Source organism: Rufibacter aurantiacus (genome assembly GCF_017916345.1).
Lineage (GTDB): Bacteria > Bacteroidota > Bacteroidia > Cytophagales > Hymenobacteraceae > Nibribacter > Nibribacter roseolus.
This window is the reverse complement of the sequence record NZ_JAFMSV010000002.1, coordinates 1,313,359-1,337,914: the sequence shown is the minus strand read 5'-3', so window position 1 is coordinate 1,337,914 and position 24,556 is coordinate 1,313,359. Positions and strand designations below refer to the sequence as shown.

20 protein-coding genes and 2 pseudogenes are annotated in these 24,556 nt (G+C 51.6%); 12 read left to right on the top strand and 10 right to left on the bottom strand.

Annotated features, from left to right (window positions below):
* Window positions 1–162 precede the first annotated feature (162 nt).
* From J3P34_RS10590 to J3P34_RS10575, 4 genes are all read right to left on the bottom strand, one after another.
* Window positions 163–591, bottom strand: coding sequence for a hypothetical protein (locus J3P34_RS10590; protein WP_210488464.1), 429 nt, complete (start codon window positions 589–591; stop codon window positions 163–165).
* Between the two features lie 141 nt (window positions 592–732).
* The gene (locus tag J3P34_RS10585) at window positions 733–1,215 is read right to left on the bottom strand and encodes a hypothetical protein (protein ID WP_210488463.1); all 483 of its coding nucleotides are present in this window, start codon (window positions 1,213–1,215) and stop codon (window positions 733–735) included.
* Window positions 1,216–1,318: 103 nt separating this feature from the next.
* Complete coding sequence (locus tag J3P34_RS10580; protein WP_210488461.1) at window positions 1,319–1,795, bottom strand: hypothetical protein; 477 nt, start codon at window positions 1,793–1,795, stop codon at window positions 1,319–1,321.
* 254 nt (window positions 1,796–2,049) lie between these two features.
* Window positions 2,050–2,442 carry an FEKKY domain-containing protein gene (locus J3P34_RS10575; RefSeq protein ID WP_210463376.1) on the bottom strand — a complete coding sequence of 131 codons (393 nt, stop codon included), beginning with the start codon at window positions 2,440–2,442 and terminating at the stop codon, window positions 2,050–2,052.
* Window positions 2,443–2,908: 466 nt separating this feature from the next.
* Here J3P34_RS10575 and J3P34_RS10570 point away from each other — a divergent pair, with 466 nt between their 5' ends.
* Window positions 2,909–5,176: a TonB-dependent receptor gene (locus J3P34_RS10570; RefSeq protein WP_210488459.1), complete on the top strand. Its 2,268-nt coding sequence runs from the start codon at window positions 2,909–2,911 to the stop codon at window positions 5,174–5,176.
* 422 nt (window positions 5,177–5,598) lie between these two features.
* Here J3P34_RS10570 and J3P34_RS10565 read toward each other — a convergent pair whose 3' ends face one another.
* From J3P34_RS10565 to J3P34_RS10555, 4 genes and pseudogenes are all read right to left on the bottom strand, one after another.
* On the bottom strand, window positions 5,599–6,273 hold the full coding sequence (locus J3P34_RS10565; RefSeq protein ID WP_210488457.1) for a hypothetical protein: 675 nt from the start codon (window positions 6,271–6,273) through the stop codon (window positions 5,599–5,601).
* 177 nt (window positions 6,274–6,450) lie between these two features.
* Window positions 6,451–7,791: pseudogene (locus J3P34_RS22450) on the bottom strand (M16 family metallopeptidase); the annotation flags it as partial.
* Between the two features lie 450 nt (window positions 7,792–8,241).
* Window positions 8,242–9,396, bottom strand: a pseudogene (locus J3P34_RS22445) (M16 family metallopeptidase); the annotation flags it as partial.
* A gap of 341 nt (window positions 9,397–9,737) precedes the next feature.
* The gene (locus J3P34_RS10555; protein WP_210488453.1) at window positions 9,738–11,306 is read right to left on the bottom strand and encodes a serine hydrolase; all 1,569 of its coding nucleotides are present in this window, start codon (window positions 11,304–11,306) and stop codon (window positions 9,738–9,740) included.
* Window positions 11,307–11,499: 193 nt separating this feature from the next.
* Here J3P34_RS10555 and ruvX point away from each other — a divergent pair, with 193 nt between their 5' ends.
* From ruvX to J3P34_RS10500, 11 genes are all read left to right on the top strand, one after another.
* Window positions 11,500–11,919 carry a Holliday junction resolvase RuvX gene (gene ruvX, locus J3P34_RS10550; protein WP_210488452.1) on the top strand — a complete coding sequence of 140 codons (420 nt, stop codon included), beginning with the start codon at window positions 11,500–11,502 and terminating at the stop codon, window positions 11,917–11,919.
* Window positions 11,916–12,482 carry a peptide deformylase gene (gene def / locus J3P34_RS10545; RefSeq protein ID WP_210488450.1) on the top strand — a complete coding sequence of 189 codons (567 nt, stop codon included), beginning with the start codon at window positions 11,916–11,918 and terminating at the stop codon, window positions 12,480–12,482. Before ruvX ends, def begins: the two co-directional genes overlap by 4 nt.
* A gap of 1,008 nt (window positions 12,483–13,490) precedes the next feature.
* Complete coding sequence (locus tag J3P34_RS10540) at window positions 13,491–14,003, top strand: hypothetical protein (RefSeq protein ID WP_210488448.1); 513 nt, start codon at window positions 13,491–13,493, stop codon at window positions 14,001–14,003.
* A gap of 149 nt (window positions 14,004–14,152) precedes the next feature.
* Complete coding sequence (locus tag J3P34_RS10535; protein WP_210488446.1) at window positions 14,153–15,103, top strand: zinc dependent phospholipase C family protein; 951 nt, start codon at window positions 14,153–14,155, stop codon at window positions 15,101–15,103.
* A gap of 106 nt (window positions 15,104–15,209) precedes the next feature.
* Window positions 15,210–15,950, top strand: coding sequence for a hypothetical protein (locus J3P34_RS10530; protein WP_210488445.1), 741 nt, complete (start codon window positions 15,210–15,212; stop codon window positions 15,948–15,950).
* A 131-nt stretch (window positions 15,951–16,081) separates the two neighbouring features.
* Window positions 16,082–16,810 (top strand): hypothetical protein, encoded by a 729-nt coding sequence (locus J3P34_RS10525; protein WP_210463141.1) that lies wholly within the window; start codon window positions 16,082–16,084, stop codon window positions 16,808–16,810.
* A gap of 138 nt (window positions 16,811–16,948) precedes the next feature.
* Window positions 16,949–18,601, top strand: coding sequence for a S41 family peptidase (locus J3P34_RS10520; RefSeq protein WP_210488443.1), 1,653 nt, complete (start codon window positions 16,949–16,951; stop codon window positions 18,599–18,601).
* Window positions 18,602–18,908: 307 nt separating this feature from the next.
* Entirely contained in the window at window positions 18,909–20,108 is a 1,200-nt protein-coding gene (locus J3P34_RS10515; RefSeq protein WP_210488441.1) for a homogentisate 1,2-dioxygenase, read from the top strand.
* A 141-nt stretch (window positions 20,109–20,249) separates the two neighbouring features.
* Window positions 20,250–20,774, top strand: coding sequence for a hypothetical protein (locus tag J3P34_RS10510; RefSeq protein ID WP_210488439.1), 525 nt, complete (start codon window positions 20,250–20,252; stop codon window positions 20,772–20,774).
* Window positions 20,775–21,052: 278 nt separating this feature from the next.
* Window positions 21,053–21,433: a co-chaperone GroES gene (locus J3P34_RS10505; RefSeq protein ID WP_210488437.1), complete on the top strand. Its 381-nt coding sequence runs from the start codon at window positions 21,053–21,055 to the stop codon at window positions 21,431–21,433.
* Window positions 21,434–21,730: 297 nt separating this feature from the next.
* Window positions 21,731–23,023, top strand: a complete 1,293-nt coding sequence (locus J3P34_RS10500) for a hypothetical protein (RefSeq protein ID WP_210488435.1) — start codon at window positions 21,731–21,733, stop codon at window positions 23,021–23,023.
* A gap of 219 nt (window positions 23,024–23,242) precedes the next feature.
* On the opposite strand, the gene J3P34_RS10495 is transcribed toward J3P34_RS10500, so the two are convergent.
* Window positions 23,243–23,770: a CopD family protein gene (locus J3P34_RS10495; RefSeq protein WP_210488556.1), complete on the bottom strand. Its 528-nt coding sequence runs from the start codon at window positions 23,768–23,770 to the stop codon at window positions 23,243–23,245.
* A gap of 150 nt (window positions 23,771–23,920) precedes the next feature.
* Window positions 23,921–24,556, bottom strand: a complete 636-nt coding sequence (locus J3P34_RS10490) for a hypothetical protein (protein ID WP_210488433.1) — start codon at window positions 24,554–24,556, stop codon at window positions 23,921–23,923.

Here is a 24,556-nt window from a genome sequence, read left to right as displayed (position 1 = left end):
TTTGAGCAACCGTTAGAAATGACGTACTTAAAGTCAGTACAATTAGGAGTAATAATTTTTTCATTTTATAGTTTTTTTGACAGCCAACGGCCTAGTATAAAAGACGGCTGAGGCCTTTGGCCGAAAGCTGGCATATATGCAGTGTTAGGTGCTGATATTTTTTTAATTTATTGCTTCACAAATGCTTTTAAGATAAAAATAATGGAAAGTCCCTTCCTGCACACTAACATCAATTAGAGCAGATGGGGTCTTTAAACTTTTAAGCATCTTATTTTTACTCTTTTTACTTATTACTCCTTGTTCATAGAAATTGACAATTAAATCAGAATACTTTTGAGGCAATTCAATATCTACTAAAACACGAGGCACTACATAATAATATTTTTCTTTTGTATCCCTTAGTTTTATGGTTTCCTGTACATCTTCAGGCCTTCCTTCGAAATGAAGTTTTATCAAACGGCCAATTAGCTCTTTATTAGTAGTTATTTCTCCTTCTTTTACTCTTTCTGCTAATTCCAAGTATGCAGGTTCAGAAATTAGTTCGTGGAGCTTAAAAGTTTCTAATGTTCTTGCTATAGGATTATTCTCCATTGTTTGAGAATATGATATAAGGATTCCTTTGCAAATTAAAAAGCAGATAATTAATAACCTCATATATGTAATTTATTTGCACCCAACGGTCTCGTATAAACGACGCCGAAGGCCGTCGGCCGAGGTGACGTTTATACCTTGTTATGCCACGTTTTTTATTTCACGCATATTTATTACTTCTCTTAGCCGATTCAGACTTTTATTTGAGACGATCCGAAATCCTAACCCTATAAGACCAAATCTAACAAATGTAATTGCCATCAAAATAGGTACAATTAAATCAAATGGATATTTCACTTCTCTTGTTGCAAGGGTAACTCCTACTAGAATTATCGGGAGAATCATGAGAATCAAGGAAAGAACTTTGAATGCATTATGTATTTTAATATTGATTATGCCTTCTTTACCTTGAAAATTACCTATTAGGACACAAAGCGAGCCATATCCTGGGGCAGAGGAAATCACTTTAAACCTACTTTCTTGAACTTGGCCAATGAATGGCTTCTGAGTCAATTCCGAAACAAGTGAATCGGTAAGTTTCGTGTTTTGCTTAAGGTTTTCTAATGCTAAAGAACTGTCGTTGCTTAACTCAACAGTGTAACTGTTCGATGGAAATAATTTCATTATTATTTAAAATGAGGCATAACGGTCTCGTGTAAACAACGTGCGAGGCCGTTGGGCGAAGCATGGTGTTTACACAGTGTTAGCACCAGTAATTCTTTATGTTCTATTTCACTTCCTTTTTACTTACCTGCCCAGATTTGTCATAGTAGATTATGCTGTCCAAGCGATATTCTTCTGATAAAGGATACGGATTTTTTTCAGTTACACTATCTACGCTAGTCCAGTATTCTTTCCTCTCTGGCTTTAAGATGCCGCCTGAATATTTTACTTCCTTGATGCGGTGTCCATTTTTATTATGCTCTTGAGTGTATTCAGGAGATGGATTCATAGTCTTTACTATTGTTATGAGAACAAAAGTTGGCAAGGGAGTGCTAAATAAGAATCCAACGGTATTCCAGCCTTTCATTTTTACTCTTCCTAACCATAACAGTAGTCCTAATGTAATTCCTCCTAACACCCAGAAAATGGGGAAGATGTAAACATAGGTAAGAGAGTTACTTTGGTCTTTACTGATGTTGATAAAGAAGAAGATTGTGATAATTGTGTATAAGATTGAAAAAATCAGAATCCTTCTATCCATTTCTTTTTTATTGGTGCTAACGTACTTGTGTAAACGAGGGCGAGGCCGTCGGCCGCTGCTGACGTTTACACGTTGTTAGGTCTAGTTTTTTCTTTTTAGTGACCGCATTTTCTTACTGTTTATGGCCTGGTTTCTAGAAAATAGCCTTAAAACAGGTGCAAATATTAGGTGAAGCCGGTTATTTTAAATTGTACCTTTTTAGCCCGTTTTCTGAAAATCAGGCTGAAAACGCAAAAGCTTGAATTATTTGACTATCACTTTTTAAACCCGATTACATCCTTCCTGATTTTTCTCTTCCACTTTGTCCCATGTGTTTCTGTAAGGTAGGAGAAGATTCTTTGGTTGTAAGCTCTCGCGTATTCTAGTCTAGGGCCAGTGCAGCCAGATTCGTAATAATAGGCCTTGAAAGTTTCCTCAAACTCGCTGTCCGTGGGATAGACTACTGGTGATATACCACTTTGGAGCAGCAGAAAAGGAAGTCCCTTTCTTATATCTTCTTCAGCGAGTTCTTTGGCCTCCTCTATGCTCTGGACAAAAACTATTTTGATAGCACCGCTTTGGTTGTATTGCTCGTCCGTAATCTTCACTGTCTGACCGTAAGCCATTGCGGAAGAAAGTATCAGTAGAACGAGGAGCAAATTTTTCATTTCTGTTTTTAAAATTAGACCTAACTACTGTGTAAACGGAGCTGTTCCGTTTATTGACACCTTGAACAGAACCAAACTTCCGGTTATCCGACCAACGGTAGCTTGATAAACGGAACCGGGCCACCGAATATACTATATAGTTACCGTCCTATAAAGTGCATGCTCAGCTATATTATTGTTCAACAAGCTGGACAACGCACAAGGCGGCTCGGCTAAGCTTGATTGTTTCAGTGGCGTTCGCCTAAGGGAGGCTAAGAAGCAAATCAGGGTGTGCCAAACAACTGATGGAAAAAGCGAGAGGATTTTCCTAGGTTTGTACCGCCGGTTCTAACCAGATTCCGTAAGCAAATCCGGCAGCGGCAAGGCTGGAAGCAAACTTTGTTTTAAGCCCGGTTTCCTGAAAATAGCATTAAAAGGAAAGCCAATGCGGCCGCCCCTTCTTCTGCTTGTCTTTGAATTCCATCCCATGAAATACCTTTTCGCTTTCGTTTTCCTCTTTTCTTTTTTTACGGCCTGGGCCCAGGTAACCGTAGACGGGCGCGTGCTGGATGCGCGTTCGCAGCAGCCGTTGGAAGGTGCCTTGGTGAGCGAGGCCGCTACCGGAACCCAGGTCCTCACCGATGCCGCCGGCCAGTTCAGGATTGTGCTGGCTTCGCGTTTTGATACTTTGCTGGTGCAGCGCGTGACCAGTCACCAGTTGCAGAAACTGGTGGTGCCGCTAAGCGGAAAGCCGTTGGTCATTCTGCTGGAGCCATTGGCCGTGAATCTGCAGGAGGTGGTGGTGAGAGGCTATGAAACCCGGAGGCCGTTACAGGAAACTGCCGGCGCCATCGGGTTGCTGTCTACCCGTGATTTGGAGCGTTTTTCCCAGACCACGTTAGTGCCCGCGCTTAATACCTTGCCCGGCGTGCGCATGGAAGAACGGGCTACGGCCAGTTACCGCATCTCCATCAGGGGAAGTTCGCTGCGGGCGCCGTACGGAGTGCGTAACGTGAAAATCTACCTGAACGAAGTGCCCCTGGTGGAAGCGAACGGTACCATTCCGCTGAACATGCTGGACCCGGGCCTCATCGGGAACATAGAAGTCATCAAAGGTCCGGCCGGAAGTGTGTACGGCGCCGGTACGGGCGGGACCATTCTGCTGGAAACGGCCAAGCCTATAGAAAGCAGTGTCATGGCCGGCGGACAAGTAGGTTCTTACGGCCTGCGCCGGGGATTTGCCGCCGCCAGCGTGGCCTCCGAGAAATCTAATCTGCTCCTGCGCTTTGACCGCCAAACCCTGGACGGTTACCGCGAGCAGAGTGCTATGGACCGCAAGAACGTCCTCCTTTCAGGGCAGTTTTTCCCAAATCAGAAGCAAACCTTCTCTTTCCATGCTCTGTACTCAGACCTGTTCTATGAACTGCCCGGCGCCCTTACCCGGGAACAGTTTGCCGCCAACCCTAGGGCGGCGCGACAGCTGAACAAAGATCAGAACGCTTCTTTGAACGTGGAAGGCCTGAACCTTGGCTTTGTGCACAACTACCAGTTCAACGACCGCTGGAGCAACACCACCTCTCTGTTTGGGGTGTTCAGTTTCCTGAACCACCCCTTCGTAACCGATTATGAGCGTAACGTAAACCAGAGCTTCGGGGCGAGAACCCGTACCACGTACCGCACCCGGGTAGCCAGCCTGCCTACCCGCTTCACCCTGGGGGGCGAGGGGCAGCGCCGTTTTGTGAATGCCCGCCAGTACGTGAACAAAGGCGGTACGCCCGGTCCTCTGAACTATGACGATGAAGTGACCGTGAAAGAAGGCTTTGTCTTCGGGCAGGCCGAGGTGGATTTGCCGGCTAGTTTCCTGCTCACGCTGGGCGCCAGCCTGAACTCACTGCGCTATGACCTGGCCCGTGTCTCAGACGCCAGCACCAACCCCGAGGGGTATAAACAAAGCCGCAGCATTGACGCGCAGTTCTCGCCCAGGGTTGGTTTGGTGAAAGTGATCTCGCCCACGTTATCGGCGCACGCCAGCGTAAGCGCCGGGTTCTCGCCGCCCACTGAGGCCGAGGTTCGTCCCTCAGATGCCAGCATCAACCTTTCTTTGCAGCCCGAGCGTGGCACTAATTACGAGGCTGGGGTAAGAGGAAGCCTGTTCAATCAGCGGTTCACGTTTGATGTGGTCGCTTTCCATTTCAAGTTGAAGGAAACCATTGTGAGCCGCACCACCCCCTCAGGCGTAGCCGTGTTCGCGAACGCCGGCACTACCCGGCAGCAGGGCGTAGAAGTGGCCGCCGGCTATGCGTTTGTGCAGGCGCCCAAAGCGGCGCTCAGCTTACTGCGGCTTTGGGGAACCTACACCTACAACCGTTTCCGGTTTTTGGACTACCAGCAGAACGAGAACAATTTCTCAGGCAACCGCCTCACTGGCACCGCGCCGCACGTGGCCGTCGCCGGCCTTGACGTAGAAAGCCAACTGGGCCTTTACCTCAACGTCACCGCCAACTACTCAGACGAAATTCCGCTGAACGATGCCAATACGGTGTACGCCCCAGACTACTTCATTCTGGGCGCCCGCACCGGTTTCCGGCGCACCTTCGCGCAGACCTGGCACCTGGACCTGTACGGCGGCATAGACAACGCCACTAACCGCGATTACAGCCTGGGCAATGACCTGAACGCCTTCGGGAACCGCTACTTCCAGGCCGCACCCGGCCGCAACTTCTACACGGGCCTGCAACTCCGGAAGAGCTTTTAAGGTGTTTTCTGAAAAACAGTCCTAATACGCAATAGTCTTCTCTTGTACTAAGTCACTCTCCGAGATTTAGGTAATCTTCGCTGGCGCGAGCCTCCGGCTCGTGTCCGCACGCATTTTAAAACACCGTTTTGTCATCCTGAAAGGATCTTGGGAACAAGCGGTAGTAGCGTTTCTTTAACGCCTTTTCAGTTCGCCCACAAGATCTTTCCAAGATGACAAACAGGAAGAGTGCTGTCAATTAGAATGGAGGGGTAATGCCTGAACTCTGAAACCAGGAAGCAGAAGAGGATCTGCAATGCGTGCGGACACGAGCCGGAGGCTCGCGCCAGCGGTTGGGTTTTTAGCCTGTTTTCCTAAAATTGACTGCGAAACGCGGTTTGGAAATTTGCGGGAGAAAGCCGTGGAAAAGAAACGGCTGCTCTTTAGAGGTCAGGACCCTCAGAAACGCGGGTGTAGGTTTCCCTTTGGCTGAAGCCACCTTGCTTGAGGAACTTCCGGAGGTCCTTCTGGGAGGGATCGGCCAGGAACACCTTGCCGGTTTCGCGGAGGGGGATGATCTCCTCCAGTTTCACGCGGTCCACGGAGTCATCCAGGTATTGCAGCCGGATGTGCTTGCGGCCCTGCCGGCTCAGGCAGAAAACCTTCCAGCGGTTGGGCGCTATCTGTTGGTTTAGGAAATACATTCCTTTGAAAGACCGTAGTTGGTGGGTGGCATCCTGCGCGAACAGCGTATCCAGGATGGTGACCTGCAGGTAAAGCGAATCTGGGGTGCTCCGCACGATGGGCAGTCCCTCAGGGAAATCGCTACGGTAGAGCCGGCCGTTTTCCACTTTGTACGGAATGGAATCCTGTTTAAGTTCCTGCACCGCGGTAGGAGAAAGAAACTGCATTTTCTGGACCAGGGCCGAGGACGTGAGCAGGAGGGTGGTGCTGTCCTGCGCGTTGAAGTACTGCCCCCAAAGCGCCTCCGGGAAAGCGGGTTCTTCTGTGCCGGTCAGGGGCTGCGGACGCTCAAACTGCAAAGCGGGGTCTGAGGAGCAGGCGTTGAGCCCGGCCAACAGCATAGCAACGGCGCAGAAAAGGAGAAATCTTGGCATGGCAGCGCATCTTTAAGTACTCTCTTTAATTCTGAAAAGTGCGTTAAGTAACCCGCTTGTTATCAGTTATATATTGTATTTACGATGTAAAATAAAAAAAGGCGTTCCCGGGGTCTTTTCCCGAAAACGCCTTTAAAACAGGTCTCCCTTTTAGGGGCTAACCCACCAAATATCAATCTAGAAAACGCGACCTTCTGCGCGGGCTTTGCGGCCTTTTTTCACAGGTTCTGCTTTCTTCACTTCAGGGGTAGCCGGGGCAGCAGCGGCATTCGCCATTACCGGGGCACCGTCTGGGTCCAGCTCCACTACATCATAGCCCAGTTTCTCCAGCCCTGGTTTGATGGCAGCTTTGTCGCCCACCAGCATGATGCTCATGTTATCAACCGGCAGGTACTTTTTGGCCAGCGCGTTGATCTCCTCTTTGGTGATGGTTTTCAGGATCTCGTTCTGCTTGGTCACATAGTCCGGCGTCAGGTTGTAGCGCAGGATGTTGTTAAGGAAGTAAGCTTTCTGGAACGCGGTCTCATAACGACGGGCGTCAGACTGCCCGATGGCGTTCTTCATAAAGGCCAGCTCGGCATCGGTGATACCTTCTTCTCTGAAACGCTTGATCTCTTTCATGAACTCCACTACCGAGGCATCAGAGGCATTGGAACGCACGCCAGCCATAGCGACGAACGGACCAGCTTCCTCTGTGCCGTTGAAGCCGGAACGGGCACCGTAGGTGTAGCCTTTGTCTTCGCGCAGGTTCAGGTTGATGCGGCTGTTGAAAGCGCCACCCAATACGTAGTTCATCAGACCGGCTTTGTAAAACTCGCCTGTGGCATCGTAAGGAAGCGCCATATAGCCTATTCTGATCTCAGACTGGGCGGCTTTCTCTTTGTCTACGATGAAGATCTTGGTCTTGTCAATGCTGGCCGCCTTGAAGCTAGCCGGCATGGTCACCTGCTTGGGAGTCCACTTGTTCAGGAAGGCCAGTTTAGTCATCACCTGCTTTTGGTCTACATCGCCCACCACTACCAGGTTGGTCACGGATGGAGAGAAGTAGTTCGCGTAGAATTTCTTCACGTCATCCAGGCTGATGCTTTCCACGGTTTTCACGGTGCCCATTACCGGAATTGCCTGGATGTGACCCTCGCCGTACAGCATTTTTAAGTACACGTTGTCGGCAACCACGGTAGGTTGGGTGCTCTGGTTTTTAATGGCTTCCAGTCTTTGTTTCTTGATACGGTCAAACTCAGCAGCGTCAAAACGAGGGTGGAACATGCGCTCTTCCAGCAGGGCCAACGTGGCATCCAGATTTTTCACCTGGGAAGACACAGAGACGGTCATGTTTTCCTCGCCGCTGTCGAAACCAATGGATGAACCCAGTTTCTCCAGCTCCGTGCTGATCTGCTCGGCGGTGAATTTCTGGGAAGACTCGTTCAACATAGAAGCGGTCAAAGAAGCGATACCGGCTTTAGAAGGATCGTTCGCTTCCAGTTTGTGGCCGCCTTGCAGGGTGAACAACAGGGTTACGGTTGGTACCTCGTCACTCTTCGTGCCTATAACCTTGATGCCGTTGGCTAGGCTTTCTTTCCAGAACGGAGGAACGGTGATGGCCGGAACAGCGCCAGCAGCGGGCTTCTTGCTACGGTCAAAAGTGTCTTTGGCTTTCACGTATTTCAGGCCAGAGTACTGGTCAGCCGGAGCTTTGTAGCCAGATGGGTCTACCTTGAAGTTATCGGCTTTGGCAATCAGCTCAGACTTGCCTTTGGGCACCACGCTCAAAATAACGGCTTTCTTGCCCTTCACGTACTGGTTGTACACGCGTTGCACATCGGCTTTGGTTACCGCGTTCACGGCTTGTCTTTCCTTAACAAGGTGGTTGGCGTTACCTGTCATGAACTGATTGGCCGCCAGGGTAGAGGTCTTGCCAGATACGCTGGACAGACGATTGATGATGCTGGCCTCGTAAGAAGCTTTGTAACGGGCGATGTCTTCATCGGTCACGCCTTTTTTCTCGAACTCGGCAATGGCATCGCGCAGCTGTTTCTCGGCATCGGCCAGGTTCTGGGTAGGCAGCACACGCGCCGAAAGCGAAAATTCACCGGCCAATTCAGAAGTGGAGTGGTACGCGCTGGCCTGGTTGGCTTTCTGCGTTTTTACCATGTTCTGGTAGATGATAGACGTTCTGCCACCGCCAATGATATCAGAAAGGACATCCAGGGCTGGCTCATCTGGGTGATTGGCCGGCACGGTGGGCAACACCATCCGTACCAACGGGAAACGCACGTTATCCTCGTAGGAAATGTAGCGGTCCTGGGTCAATACCGGGGCAGGCAGTTTCTGGTTTTTCACCTCTGGTCCGCGCTGGATTGAACCGAAGTATTTCTCGGCGAGTTTCACCACCTGGGCTGGCGTTACGTCACCACCTACGGTTAAGGTAGCGTTGTTCGGGCCGTACCAGCGCAGGAAGAAGTTCTTCAGGTCATTCACGTTTACCCGGTTCAGGTCCTCAATGTACCCGATGGTGGTCCAGGAGTAAGGGTGACCGTACGGATACAAGGCGGCGCTCATTTTCTCGTAAGCCAAGCCGTAAGGGGCGTTGTCTACGCGCTGTCCACGTTCGTTCTTCACGGTCTCGCGCTGTACCTCAAATTTCTGCTGGGTCACGGCATCCAGCAGGAAGCCCATGCGGTCAGCCTCTAACCACAAAGCAGTTTCTAACTGGTTTGAAGGAACGGTCTCAAAGTAATTGGTTCTATCACGGTTGGTGGTCCCGTTCAGGGTTCCGCCGACCTCCGATACAATCTTGAAGTGCTCCTCATCGGCTACGTTATCCGATCCCTGGAACATCATGTGCTCAAAGAAGTGCGCGAAACCAGACTTACCCACTTCCTCGCGGCCGGAGCCTACGTGGTAGGTCACGTCTACGTGCACGATGGGGTCTGAGTGGTCTTCGTGCACAATCACGGTAAGGCCGTTGGCCAACTGGTATTTCTCGTAAGGGATCACCAGTTCGCCACTTTTGCGGGTCACCGTCTCTAACTTACGAGTACCACCCTGCTGGGCTTTAGTGGTGGTAGTAGAGGCTTTCTTGGCTGGCGTAGCTTTGGTCTGGGCCTGGGCCTGGGTTAACATGGCGGCAGCCAGCAAGATTGCCAGAGTGCTCTTCTTTGACATGCGAATAGTTTGTTTGGGTTGGGTAAAAGGATGACTCTGCTTATAATAATATGGAATTATTCCCACTTATCACAAAAGAGAGATTTTTTTGTAAACAAATGATAGTTAATGATTTAAATTGAGATAGCTGAGCATTTAGGCCCAGACCTACCGCAGGGGGTATTTCCTTAGTCGGAGGAAGGAATGGATTATTACAGCCGAAGCTGTTTTAAGGCCATTTTTCTAAGAACAGCCCTTAAACAGGAGTTCCGTCCTCTTCGGCTTTGGGGCTTCCTGTTCAAGGGCTGTTTTTCTAAAAATTACTTATTAGTTCGGCTGAATTCCAATTCTGAGAAATGGAGATCTGGGTTGTTCGCGTCCAGGCGCAGCTCGGTGATGGAACCGTCTGGACCAGGCAGGAAACGCGCCTTGGTAGGCGTGAGCAGCGCGAAGTTGTTTTTCCAGGCCAAGTCAAAGATATCGGGTTGCCAGAGGGTGAGTTCTCCGCCTAAGGCCGGGGCTGAGACTAAGCTCAGCATCAGTTTTCCTTTCTGCACTGTTACCACCGCATCTCCATAGTAAGGGCTGTGGAACGTGCCGGCGTAGGCGTTCAGGTCACGGGTGAGTTTGGCTTTGGTGGGTTTCTGTTTGGCGGCTTTGGCTTCTGCTGCCTTTTCTGCTGCTTGGGCTTTGGCGGCTATCTCCAGGTTGAACTGGCTCCAGTCTCGTCCGTTCTGAATGCCCAGGAACTGATCTATGGTGTAGTTGGCAATAGGGGCCATGATGCTGCTCATGCTGTTGGTCAGAATCACGATGCCCAGTTTCTCCTCGGGCACCAGCACCGTGCGGCTGTTCATGCCTTCATGCCCGCCGCCGTGCACCACTATCTTCTTGCCTTGATAGTCGTTCAGCATCCAACCCAAGCCGGCTCCGCTGAAATGAACGGAAGGCGTGGTTTTTTCCATCTCTTTTGCTACCGGTGTTGCGTTGTGCATGGTCCACATGGTGTGCGAGGCATTCTCAGAAAACAGGCGCTGGCCTTTGTAGGTGCCCCGGTTCAATTGCAGCTTCAGCCATTTGGCGTCATCGGTCACGCTGGTGAAAATACCGGCGGCCGGGTTCCAACTGTCCCAGGCGGTGAGCACCGTAGGCACGGGTTTCCCGTTTTCAGAAGTAGGATTGCCGTGCGGCGTGGTCACATTTTCAATTCCCTTCAATTGGTTCACTGAGATGTAAGACCGATTCATGCCCAACGGCCTGAAGATGCGCTCCTGGATGAACTGCTCCCAGGGTTTTCCGCTGATGGCCTCAATGACTTCGCCGGCGGCGATGAACATGAGGTTGGAGTAGCCGTAGCCGCCCCGGAAAGGGTAAGCGGGTTTGAGGTATTTGGCCCGCTCCAGGATCTCTTTGCGGCTGAAAGTAGTGTTGTACCAGAGTATATCGCCGGAGAAGGTTTGCAGGCCCACGCGGTGGCTTAATAAATCTCTGATGTTGAGGCTCTGCGTCACGTAGGGGTCGTAGAGTTGCAGGTAAGGCAGGTATTTGGTTACGGGGTCGTCCCAGCTCAGTTTGCCTTCGTCTACCAGCATGGCCAGCGCGGCGGCAGTGTAGGCTTTGGTGTTGGAGGCAATCCCGAAGATGGTGTTGGCGTCCACGGCACCGCCTTTCTGCTGGTCGCGCACGCCGTAGCCTTTGGCAAACACCACCGAGTCGTTTTTCACGATGGCGATGGCCATGCCCGGTACGTTCCAGTCTTTAAGGGCTTTCTGGTAATAGGCATCCAGTTTCTGGAGATCGGCTTGGGCAAAAACAGGGTGGGAGAGGCACCACAGGAAGAGCGCCAGGAAAGTGAGCCGGAGAGACCGGCCGGAAAAAAGAAGAGACATGGGTAAGAAATTCGTTTTACCTCCCAAGATACACAAAAGACCGTTCGGTTGAAAACTGGTGCCGTGGCGGGGAAGCCGGGTTTTCAGAATAATGCGCTACCTTTGCCCTCATTCCGGGGCCGATAACCATGCAAAGCAGAATGCCTGCGCTGTTTGTGGGCCCATTTCCGGAAAACAACGTAAAAACCGAGACATGGGGCGCATACTGGCCATAGATTACGGCGTGAAGCGGGTGGGGCTGGCGGTCACAGATCCGCTGCAGATCATCGCCTCGGGGCTGGATACGGTGCACGCGAAGGACCTGCATACCTTCCTGGCGCAGTACTGTCAGAAGGAGGAGGTGGAGGCCTTTGTGGTGGGCATGCCCAAGCACCTGGACAGTTCAGCCACCAATAACACCCAGCACGTGGTGGGCTTTGTCCGGAAACTGCAGAAACAGTTCCCAGACAAGAAAGTCATCACCCATGATGAACGCTTTACGTCCAGAATGGCGTTCCAGACCATGATAGACGCCGGCCTGGGCAAGAAAGCCCGCGCCAACAAAGAGACCGTGGACAAGATCAGCGCCACCATTATTTTACAGAGTTACCTAGAGAGCAGACAATATCTATGATCTACCCTATTGTTGCCTACGGCGATCCGGTGCTGCGCACCAAAGCCAAAGACATTCCCTTAGATTCCCCTGAGCTGGAAAAGCTCATTGAAGACATGTTTGAGACCATGTACCACGCCCACGGCGTAGGTCTAGCCGCCCCGCAGATAGGCAAAAGCATCCGTCTGTTCGTGATTGACTCCAACCCTTTCATGGACGAGGACGAGAAAGACCAGGGCGTGAAAAAGGCCTTCATCAACCCCACCATCCTAGAGGAGTCCGGCGAGGAGTGGGGTTTTGACGAAGGCTGCCTCAGCATTCCCGGCATCCGGGAGGAAGTGTGGCGCCAGGAGCGCATCAAGATCAAGTACTATGACCTGGCAGGCAAAGAGTACATTGAGGAGTTCGATGACGTGACCGCCCGCGTGATCCAGCACGAGTACGACCACATTGAAGGCATCCTCTTCACTGATCATCTCTCTGCCCTGAAAAAGCGCCTGCTCAAAGGCAAACTCACCAAAATCACCAAAGGTGACGTAGACGCCGATTACCGCATGAAGTTTGCTGGGTTGAGTAAGCGGTAATATACTGGTTCTGATTTTTTTAAACCTCATAGGTCTGCCAGACCTGTGAGGTTTTTGTTTTACAGGCGATTTTGGTTTTCGAGGCTGTTTCCTTTATCAATCTCTTTCTCTGGTTCAAGTCTGTGACTTGGACCTACCATGGGCTGAAGTTTGCAACTTCAGTGAGGCGTGAGCCTCAAAGGCACTTTTCACTCAGCATAGCTGGTAATTCATTGCTTTTACCTTTGATTCCGGAGTAGCCGAGATTCTCCCCTTGAGGATTGCCCAAACGAGAGTTTGAGGCAGCGAGCGCAGCTCATAAAGAGGGGTGTTTACACCTGCCGGTCATGGCGTCCCCTACTATGTGTTATTGTGCCTTTACTTCCTATTTCCTTCCATGCCAAGTCTCAGAACTGCAGCCGCGGCCTGCCCGCGTTTGTCACTTTTCTCCTTGATGAGAAAAGTAACCAAAAGAATCAAGAAGAAAAGAAACTCGCTGACGCTCAGACAGTCTTTTCTTCAGTAAGGGTACCACCCCGCTGCCGTCCTCAGTTCCATAGCTAATGCAGGCTAATACTGCTTTAACTGTCCCTGCTTGCGTCAGGCCGGAGCTCGGCCTCACTGTAGGCCTTCGTCCCTGCCTGCCGCAGGAAACAGGTGGTTGTGGCATTTGGTTGGGTTATCTGATCATGGAGAGACCATGCACCGCCTTGTCTCCCACGGGTTCACATCAATAGTCAATAGCTACCGGAAATAACAGGCGCTACCTGCAAGGGCACCCACCAGAGGTGCCCTACAATCCCTGTTCTGCGTAGAGTTAGCATAGCACTCTACGCAGCCACTGTACCGCCAATCTCCAGATTGGCCCTGCTGTATCGGTGCTTACCTCCAACCAGCTCTTATTTTGCCTTTGCACTTGCATCTATGGGGACTTTTCAACCTTACTCAGATACATGACGCTTCTCACGCTTTCTTTTCTCAGTAAAATGATGTAACTTACTTACAGGTAGTTATAATTAGGAAAGTAGTATGAAGCAGCTCTTTCTATTTCCGTTATTTGTATTGCTCTCTCTCACCTGTGCGGGGCAAAGTCTGAACCTGGAGCAGCTTCTGAAGCTGCAGGGCATGGGTAAACAGGAGATCGGTGGTTTCCTGCAGGGCAAAGGCTGGGTGTCTAAATCAGACGTGAGTCCCAGCGAGGGCAAGATGGGTAAAGCCGTCTGGGCCTATAATCCCGAGGGGGAAGGCGCCGATGCCTGGTGTATCCTTTATTACAGTGACACCAGCCCCAACAGAATCCTCTACAATACCCAGGGCGGACCTACCTTTGACAAAATCAGGAAGAACGTGAAGCAGCGCGATATGGCCGTGCTGGAGGCCGGGGAGCAGGTAGAAGGCCTTGACTTCGTGGACGCCTACACAGATTACGCCGATGAGCAGATTGTGGCGCGCCTCTATGATTACAAGCAAATCAACTACTACGGCATTAAGATATTCAAGAAAGAAGATTACCTGCAGGCTAAGAAAAGCGCCAAACTCTGATTTGTTTTAGCCCTGTACTCTTAAAAACTGGCGCTAAACGTCCGGTCTTGGTCTGACTACAAATTTACCATTCTGCATTGGGTCTGTTTTCGGGAAAAGAAGCCTGAAAGACAGACCTTTTCTTTTGCCTTGAACTCGTATATTACTGCATGCGAAATCGGTTTCTGCTTCTGGTGCTTTTGCTTGGCTTGCAACGGATTGCCCTGGCCTGGGGCTTCTACGCGCACCAGCGCATCAACCAGCAGGCCGTGTACACCCTGCCGTCCGAGATGATCGGGTTTTACAAGCAGCACCTGCCATATTTAGTTGAACAGGCTGTGGCCCCGGACAAGAGACGGTATGCCGTGCCGGAGGAGGGTGCCCGCCATTTCATTGACCTGGACGTGTACGGAGACAGCGCTGCCTGCAAACTGCCCCGCCGTTGGGATGATGCCGTAAAGCAATTTACTCTGGATACCCTCCAGCGGCACGGCATTGTGCCGTGGCACATCGGGTTGGTGCAGTACCAGCTCACCCAGGCTTTTCAGGAGCATGATGTCCCGCGTCTATTGCGGCTTTCGGCGGAGCTGGGCCACTACGTAGCTGATGCCTGCGTGCCGCTCCACACCACCCACAACTACAACGGCCAGTTCACAAACCAAAGAGGTATTCATGGGTTGTGGGAAAGCCGCCTGCCGGAACTTTGGGCATCGGAATATGATTTCTTTATAGGTCCGCCGCAGCACCTAACCAATCCCGGCCGCACCGCCTGGGAGATAGTGGCCAGGTCTAATGCCGCCCTGGATTCGGTCTTTTCCGTGGAGAAACAGCTCACCAAGACTTTCCCCGAGGACAAGAAATACAGCCTGGAGGAACGCGGCGCCACTACGGTCAAGGTCTATTCCAGGGATTTCAGCCAGGCCTACCACCGTGGGCTGAACGGGCAGGTGGAGCGGCAGATGCGGCTGGCCATCCACCTGGTGGCCAGTTATTGGTACACGGCCTGGGTAAACGCGGGTCAGCCTGATCTTCGGCAATTGGCGCCGCTCACGCCTGAGCAAAAGCAGCAACTGGAGCAGAACAAAATTGAGTACCAAACCGGCGAACACGAGGCACGGTAAACAGGTGTTGGTGCGTTTTACCCCTGTCTTATGGAAAAAAGGCCCGGAACGCATCTTGTGGAAAAGAGAAACAGAAGCAGCGCATCTTATGACGGGAGGCCCTCACATGGATAAGAGCTATAGAGTTGACGTATTCCTGATTGCCTTAGGGTTGGCCACCCTGGTGGTGCAGCGGTTCTTCTTGAACCCAGACACCGATGCAGAGAACTGGCCCGGTTTCAGGTCTACCAAAGTGGAGGCCTCAGCGCCCATCCGCGCGCAGGTGGTGCCGGAGCAGGAGTACACCATCACTTTCCCGGCGGGCTCCAAGTACCAGGGCCTCACGCCGCCGGCAGATGTTAAACCCAATCCTTTCCTGGAGGTGCAGCGGATTGTGAACGACAATGGGGAAGTAAGGGACTACGCCGGCAAAGACACCGATATGCGCCAACTGCTGCTGGCCCACGCTGGCAAGGATTACCTGTTTGTGTTGCAGCAACAGGCCGCCAACGAGATGTTGCGCCATGAGCTTTTCCACCATTACTACAGTGATCCCACGCAGCCCAACATGTTAGAAGCTATAGGTTTTTACACGAATCAATTGCTGCAGGCCAAGTCTGAGGATGCTAAACTGATCTACATGTGCCTGCGGGCGCTTAAACAATACTGGCCTGAGGAGCAGCTTGCCCAGGCTGCCCTTTCCACCGCCACCCGGGTACAGGCCCGCGAGAAACAGGCTGCCGCAGATACAACCACCACCAATGGGTACCATCGGCAGGTCTACGCCCGCGAGCTGAAGAAGATGGCCAGCCGCCTGAAAAGCCCCGGCAAAGTGGATAAGCCTGTGGACAAGCGGGTGGATAGCTAAGTGGATAAGACGTGAATAAATATTCTACCCTAATCCTTTTTGAGGGCTCACCTAAAGCATTACTTTAGGAGTGAGAGGAAGGATATAGTTGCTGGTGCCTGACTTTAAAACATTGGTTTATAATTCATTTCATGATTCATTCCTTCCGTAGCCGTGCCGTGTTGGCAGTGGCTTGTATTAGTATCTTAAGCCTTACCTCGTGCGAGAAAATGCTCCGTGACATGGCCACCAAAACCACCACAGGGGAGAAAAAGCAAACTGCAGACTCTGTGGCGGCCGCCAACGCCCAGGCCTCTACTGCCGCTTCGGCCAGGGCCAAAGAACCCGAGTACGAGATCACCTATCCCAAAGGATCTAAATACGCAGGCCTCACCCCACCCAAAGGAGTCAAGGAAAATCCGTTTGAGGAGATTGCCCGTATCTCTGAGGCGCATGCCGGCGAAGCCAACTGGGCCGACAAGCACGCCGATATAAAAGGCGTGTTGCTGCAAAACCTGCAGAAAGATTACCTGTTTGTCTTGCAGCAGCAGGCCGCCAACGAGATGCTGCGGCATGAACTGTTCCCGCACTATTACCAGGACATGGGCAATACCCGCGTGCTGCTCACCATTGCTTATTATACAGAGCAGTTGGTGGAAGCCAAATCTGAGGATTCAGAGCTGATCTACAAGTGTCTGCGGGCGCTCAAAGGCCACTGGTCTGATAAGCAGATTGCCGAAGTCGCCTTGGGTACGGCCAAAAGAGTGCAGGCCCGTCCCATTTTGTCGCCCGCAGATACTACCACCCGCAATGGTAACTACCGCCAGGTGTACGCCCGCGAGCTCAGGAAAATGGCGCAGAAACTATCCGCTAACGCATAAGCCCGGTGAAGGCAACTTTACTGAGTTGTATTTTGTATTATGAAGGAAGATTTGTTTTTGTCTGAAGTGGTCAACTGATAAGTAGTCAATATCTTGTAAGATAAGTCTTCTTTTGTGTTAATGTGATTAGTATAATATATGACTGAGAAAACAGAGCCTAAGAAAATAGAGAATTCTTTGTTTCAGGTACGCTTGCCGCTCTTCCTGGGCCTGGCCATGGCCGTGGGTATCTTGGTGGGCGCCACCTTATTCCAGCCCAGCTCCAACAATCCGCAGGGTACCGCCCGGGGCTATCTTAAGTTCCGGGAGATCCTGAGCTACATTGACCGCGAGTACGTGGACACGGTGAACACTGAGCATCTCTCTGAATACGCCATCAACAAGATGCTGGAGAAGCTGGACCCGCATTCTTCTTACATTCCGGCCAAAGACCTCACCCTGGCCCATTCTTACCTGGAGAGCGATTTTGACGGCATTGGGGTGGAGTTCAACATCTTCCGCGATACGCTGTACGTGATTGCGCCGCTGAGCGGTGGCCCTTCTGAGCAGGTGGGCATCCAGGCGGGTGACAAGATCCTGAAAGTGAACGGCGAGACCATTGCTGGGGTGAATATCTCCAATGAGGTGGTGTTCAAGAAGCTGCGGGGCCCCAGAGGATCCAAGGTGAATTTGACGGTGTTGCGTCCGCATGAAACCAAGCCGGTGCAGTTCACGGTAACGCGCCGCAAAATTCCGTCCGTATCCGTGGATGCGGGGTACATGGTAGACAACCGGACCGGTTACATCAAAGTAAGCCGCTTCTCCAACGGTACTTATGAGGAATTCAAATCCAAGCTGACGGCCCTTAAAAAACAAGGCTTGCAGCGCCTGATTCTGGACCTGCGCGATAACCCTGGCGGCTACCTGGACCACGCTACCCGCATGGCCGATGAGTTCATCGCCGGAAACAAGAAACTGGTGTACACAGATGGTAAAGGCAATAAGTACGATGCCAACTACTACGCCAAGGTGAAGGGTGATTTTGAGCAAGGCGAGCTGATTGTGTTGATCAACGAGGGAAGCGCCTCGGCCTCTGAGATCCTGGCCGGTGCCTTGCAGGACCATGACCGCGCCCTGATCGTGGGTCGCCGTTCCTTCGGGAAAGGTTTGGTGCAGGTGCCTATTCCCCTTTCTGACGGCGCGGAGCTTCGCCTGACCATCTCCCGCTACTACACGCCAAGCGGCCGTTCTATCCAAAAGCCGTATGACCCAGAGTCTGCTGAGGATTACGAGATGGACATTGCCAACCGCTACAAGCACGGCGAGTTCTTCAGCCAGGACAGCATCAAATTCAACGATTCGCTCAAGTACAAGACTAGCCACGGGCGCATTGTCTACGGCGGCGGAGGTATTATGCCAGACGTGTTCGTACCGCGTGACACCACTGACAACACCAACCTGCTAACCGAGCTGTACCGCAAGAACGTGCTGCGCGAGTATGCCCTTAATTACTTCCGTGATCATCGTCAGCAATTGGAGAATACTTCCCTGGCCAGCTTCCAGGAGTCGTTCCAGGTCTCGGAAACCATGATGCAGGGACTCCTGAAAGAAGCCAAGCGCGCCGCCATCAAGGTAGACAACAAAGAACTGAAAAGGTCTGAGAAAACCATCCGGAACAACCTCAAGGCCTTTATTGCCCGCAGCCGCTACGAGGCCGAAGGTTTCTACCCTGTCCTCAACGAGATCGATCCTGATTTCCAACGGGCGCTGGGGCTTTTTGACCAGGCCAAGCACATCAGCTTAGGGAAATAGAATTCCCAGGCAATTAGATAGAAAGCGCAGCAGGATTTCCTGTTGCGCTTTTTGCTTTGTGGCGCTAATATCCTAACTTATTCGCTTCGGAGCCAAGGCGGAATTGCGGAAGGTAAACAGTAAGCTATGTCACTGCCGTGGTATCAGGTATTTTTGTTTTAAAGCCGATTTTACCAAAACGGCCCCTAAACGCAGCTTGCTTCTTACGTAGGTAATTCCCTGGTAAGCGGCTTTGGAATAACAATAGGTTACGCAGCAAAAGACATTCACTCACTCAATCCATCACTCCTTCACCCATTGAAAAGGTATGGCATACTATCACCGGTTAGGCGAAATTCCCCGCAAAAGACACACCCAGTTCAGACAGCCAGACGGTAGTCTCTACCATGAGCAGTTGGTGGGGACGCTGGGTTTCTCGGGTGTTTCCTCGCTGCTCTACCATCAGCACGCGCCCACCAGGATCACCAAAATAGGAGAGCCGGTGCCCTACGGACCGGTTAAGTCAGATGTGCCGCTGGCACCTTACCATATCAAACCGTTCAAAGGCGAAACCACCGGCGAGGATTACTTGGGCGCCCGCAAAACGCTCCTGATGAACAAGGACTGCACCATCTCTATCTGCCTTCCGCGCGAGCGCCAGATGACGTACTTCTACAAGAATGCCTTAGCCGATGAGATCGTGTTCATCCACGAAGGATCAGGGGAGTTGCGCTCGCAGATGGGCCGCCTGGAAGTGGAGGCCGGCGATTACGTGGTCATCCCCAGAACCATCATCCACCAGTGGAAATGGAACGAAGGCCCCGTGCGCCTGCTCATCACCGAGAGCTTCAGCCCCGTGGAGACCGTGCGCCGCTACCGCAACCATTTCGGGCAGCTGCTGGAGCACAGCCCGTACTGCGAGCGCGACCTGCGTCCGCCCCACGAACTGATCCAGGAAAGCGACCCCGGCGAGTACCTGGTCCAGATCAAGAAAGAAGGGTTCCTGCACCAGTATTATTATGATTTCTCTCCGCTGGATGTGGTGGGTTGGGACGGGTACTTTTACCCATACGCGTTCTCCATCCATGACTTTGAGCCCATCACCGGCCGCATCCACCAGCCGCCGCCCGTGCACCAGACCTTTGAGACGCAGGGTTTCGTGGTGTGTTCCTTCGTGCCCCGGCTGTTTGACTACCACCCCTTGGCCATTCCGGCACCCTACAACCACTCCAACGTAGACTCAGACGAGATTCTGTACTACGTGGCCGGCAACTTCATGTCCCGCAAAGGCATTGACATCGCCTCGTTCACCATCCACCCCAGCGGTATCCCGCACGGCCCGCACCCCGGCACCGTGGAAGCCAGCATCGGGAAGAAAGAGACGCATGAACTGGCCGTGATGATTGACACGTTCAAGCCGCTGTACCTCACCGTTGACGCGTTGGATTTGGTTGACCAAAACTACCCCATGAGCTGGAACCCAGACGTAGCGCCCCAGGCTCCCCGCCCGGCAGATATGATGGAGTAGGGTTTTAGGAGTGTTTTAAGGAAATCAGGCTTGAAATAACTTTGAAAGCGGAAGCCTCTCTGAAAGGAGGGGCTTTTGTTTTTGGCAAAATTGAATTTCTAAGCTTCCGAAATAAGTAAGGCTTTAATAAGGTGTCGCAACATGAAGACTAGTTACTGGCTTGCCATTCTTGTTTTGCCATGGTTTTTAATTGGCTGTCATGCATCTGGGCTGAATAGGATGTCACATTTAATCAGCAAAGAGCAATACCAAAATCATTCAACAAAGAAGTTCATTTTTCAAAAAGGAAGGAAAGCTGCACTAGAGAAATTTAGATTAGACCTGTCTGGTAGGTCAGGTGACACTCTTTACTTTCTTGAGACCTACAATTACGAACAAGCAAAAGTTTACGGCAGCGTTTGGAACAAAAAGAAAGTTATTTACTATGTTGAAGATGGGAAAGAAGTTTCCTTTCCAAAGGAAGAGCTGTATTTCACTGATCGAATGAAAGAACTCATTGCCCGTTGGGACACCGTAGGTATTAGGAGGGAAGAGGATTTATATTCCAATATGACTCCTAATAACCCTGTAATTGGAAGTAGGGTGGTCATTGAGGAAAAAAGATTTATGATCTCTACAATAAAATTCAAAGAGTTCTTCAATGTAGATAGAGACAAGACCAATTAACACTCTTCCTTCCTGTCATCCTGAAAGGATCTTGGTGGCGAACTGCAATAGCGGTTACTGCATGGCCTTTCTAGTTTGCCCACAAGATCTTTCCAAGATGACAGAAGAGGGGCCAAGATGATAAGAGGGAGAGCATTTTGTCCTTCTGCTTTTCTAGCCTACTTTCCTAAAAACACCCTCAAAACACAACTCCTCTCCGTCCCCCTCACTTCCCTAGTAGCGTAATACCTCTCTGGTGCTTTATCTTTGCAGTCCATTTACTTTCAACGTTTACCGCTATGCGCAAAGACTCACCCGCCAATAAACTGCAGAAGCTGATTGTAGTAGGAGACCGCTTGCTCATTAAACCCAAGAGCACGAAGGAGCAGACCAAAAGCGGATTGTTTCTGCCGCCCGGTGTGCAGGAGAAAGAGAAGGTGCAGGAAGGCTACGTGATGCGCGTGGGGCCCGGCTACCCCATTCCCTCCGATTACGGCCTGGATGATGAGATATGGAACCAGGACGAGAAGGAGCAGGTACGCTACCTGCCACTGCAGGCCCGCGAAGGTGATCTGGCCATTTACCTGCAGCGCGATGCCGTGGAAATCAATTACCTGGGCGATAAATATTTCATTGTGCCGCAGTCATCGGTGCTGCTGCTAGAGCGCGAAGAAGAATAGTCCAAGCCAAAAGAATCATGAATTCCGTTTCGGGCCTGTTTTATCTTAAATAAGCCTAAAACGATTTTTTGAAGTGTTCGCTTTTGAATGATTGTTGTTCGGAAGCGAACATTTTTGTTTTAAGTGTTCGATGCAATTGATTGTAAATCAATAATATAAACTCTTGGCATGGCGCTTGTCAAAGAAAGTAATAGGAACATTTTCTCAATTGCATGCAACCACCCAAAACGGGGGTTGTCTTTAGATAAAAGAGAAAGGGTTCAAGTACTTGTAAGACATCAACTAAAAAGTCATTCCATGCGTCCATTTCTGCTTTCCTCCTTTATTGTCTTCGGCTGTCTTAATTTGGTGGCGCCGGTCTATGCCCAAACTTCAGAGGGCGGGCAGAAAACCACTACGGCCAGCCGTGAGGAGGTGCGGGTCATCAACGGCACGTTTAGCACCAAAGGAGACAAAGGGGAAACAGTCTACATCACCACCGATGACAACGGGCTGCGCCTGAAGTTGGTGACCAGCGGAAACGTGACGGTAGCCGAGGATGAGCATTCCATCACTGGCTTGAGCCAGGGCGGGCGTTTTGAGTTTGCGCGCCAGGAGAAATCTGGGCCGGAGCACAAGGTAGTGCTGGAAAATAACGGCGGCACCCTGGAAGGCAAATACTGGGTTGACGGCGAACCTCAGGACTTCGCCACCGCCGGACAGGCCTGGCTGGCGAAGTACCTGCCCGAGATGGTGTCCAAAACCGGTCTGGGCGCCGAGGCCCGTGCCGCGCGGCTGTACCAGGAAGGTGGCGCCCAAAAATTGCTGACCTACACCGCAGGGATGGAAGCCGGCTCCGGCCGCACCAAAATGTACAAGTACCTCCTCAGCAGAGAAGACCTGAAACCGGGCGATATGCGCTTGCTGCTGGAGCAGGTGGCCCAGGGGAAAACTTCAGACTACGAAGCTGCTTCCATCCTCACTAAGCTCCCCCAGAACTTTCTGCAGAATTCTGAGACCGCCGAGGCTTACGCCGCTGCCAGTGCTACCATCGGATCAGATTACGAGAAGTCTCGCGTGTTAAGGCATCTTTTGCAGCAGGAGAAACTCTCTGAGAAAGCCCTTGACAAAACCGCCGAGGCCATTGCCACCATTGGCTCTGACTACGAGAAGGTGAAGGTGCTGCACGCGCTTGCCAGCCGGCCCCAGCTCTCAGAAAAGCAGTTTGAGTTGTCTATGCGGGCTTTGCAGAACATTTCCTCAGACTACGAGCGCACCAAGGGACTGCAACCGCTTATGCGCCATGAGCAGCAGGTGGTCAGGTACTTTGACAGGGTGCTGCCGCTTATCAACAGCATCGGGTCTGACTATGAGAAAGCCAAGGCGTACAGCAGCCTGTTGGGCAACTCGCGGCTGAGCACAACCCAGTACCTGCCTCTGCTCAAAGCCAGCCAAAGCATAAACTCAGATTACGAAAAGGCCAAGTTGCTCCGCAAGATGGCCTTGCAGCTCCCCAAAGACGACAAGAAAATAAAAGAAGCGTATTCCCAGGCGGCCAAAACCGTGGGTTCTAAATATGAATACGAAAAGGTAATAGCGGCTTACCAGTAAGCCGCTGTCATGTTGGTTGTTTGTAGTGAGCCGGCCCCTTTGGGGCCGTTTCCTTTTTAAGGCGGGTTTGTTTAAAACCTGATTTCCAGGAAAGAGGTGAAACCCCCAAAGTACTGGTGCCAGAAGCAAAAAGGTGATGAGTTAAACGGCTGTTGCAGCTTGCCTAGAAGGTCCTGTCAGGATGACAGTAGGCGTAATAATGCCAAAAGGAAAGAACGCTCAGGCCTTCCTGAGTTTGCGGTACACCATGATGGCTACCATCAGCAGAACCGATAACCCGATGAAACCCAGCACGCCCCAGGTAGCGTCCAGGCCATTTTTCAAAACTACCAGAAACACAATGCTCACCAGGAAAAGCGTGGCCACCTCGTTCCAGATGCGCAAGGCGGTGGAGGTTTGCTTTATCTCGCCGCGCTGGTGCTGTTTGAAGATGCGATGGCAGTACAGGTGATAGGCCAGCAGCCCGGCCACGAAGCCTAGTTTGATCCACAGCCAGGTGGGGATAGGGTCATAGTAGCGCAGGAGGCTCAGGCCCATGATCACGGTGAGTACCGCCGAGGGCCAGGTGATGCCGTACCACAGCCGTTTCTGCATGAGCGCAAACTGCGTCTGCAGAATGCTTTTCTCGGGCTCCGGTTTAGGGGCCGTTTCGGCGTAATAGACAAATAACCGCACAATGTAGAACAGGCCCGCAAACCAGGTGACCACAAAGATGATGTGCAGCGATTTCAGGTAATTATAATCCATAACAATATCCGCGCGCGGCATGGCTTTGAAGAGAGCCGCTGCAAAAATGAGGGTTTGTGCCGGAGAAACCAACGCCCACCAGAATAGAACTGTTTCCCTTAAGCTTTGTTTCTGCCCCGATTTCCAGAAAACAGCCCTTAAACGGCCTCACTAGAGCGAAAGACGCACGCCGATGGCCAGGTTGAGGATGTCTGGTACGGAGATGCCTTTGTTCCGGTACTTGTCCACGATCATAACGTCGCTGGTGCCGATCTCGCCGTAGAGTTCGCCGTAGTGGGGCCGCTTCTTGCCCCCAAACTCCCGACCCAGCGAGGAGCCCACAAAGGGAAGAATACGTGTGGCGGTGGGCCAGATGTAATAGCCCTCGGGGTAGTGTTTGGGGAAGAAGGTCTCAAACTGCTCGCCAATGGTCATACTGATGCCCGCGCCCGCCTTGATCCAACTGACCTGGAAACCCTTGAACAGCGGCTTGGGGTGGCTCTGGTAGTACACCCGGGTGGTAAAGGTGTGGGTAGTGTTCTTAAACCCGTAGTTGGGCGTGAACCCATACATGAGCTCAGCATTGGTGCGGTCATGTTTCCCGAAATCGTAGCCTACGCCCATAGCTAGGATGCCTATAAGGCCGGCGTGCTGCGCCACCACGTAATCTGGAGCGTACCATTTGTTTTTGGGTCGGTCTACCTTGTCAGAGGCAATTGGGGAGGCGTTATCAGAGGTGTCCTGCGCGGTGGCAGTAAGGGAGAGCGTGAGGCAGAAAAGCAGGCAAAAAGCGGAAAGGTTTCTCAT